A 257-nucleotide genomic window follows, 5' to 3' on the forward strand; every position below is an offset into this window, starting at 1 on the left:
AATTTAAATTTAAATATTGATCCAACGAAGTTTGAACGTTTTGGCATCCATCAAGTCCCCGCATTAGTTGTGGATGATGGTAAAGCCTTTGATGTGATTTATGGTCACTTGACGATTCAAGAAGGATTCACCCGTATGACAGGCCGTGGGGAAGTTGATTTTACATCTAAAGATGTCAGGAGCCTTAGATGAGACAATTTGGTTTCATTTTATTTGGCTTCCTGTTTGCCGCGCTCGTTTCTGCACAAAATCAGAAT

Annotated in this window: 1 protein-coding gene; it reads left to right on the forward strand. The window is 39.7% G+C overall.

Annotation, left to right across the window (positions count from 1 at the left end; genetic code table 11):
* Window positions 1–192 (forward strand): TrbC family F-type conjugative pilus assembly protein (locus tag Lbru_RS16990; RefSeq protein ID WP_274519613.1); only part of this gene is annotated, 192 nt, incomplete at its 5' end.
* Between the last annotated feature and the right edge of the window lie 65 nt (window positions 193–257).

This window comes from Legionella brunensis, assembly GCF_001467025.1.
GTDB classification, from domain to species: Bacteria; Pseudomonadota; Gammaproteobacteria; order Legionellales; family Legionellaceae; genus Tatlockia; species Tatlockia brunensis.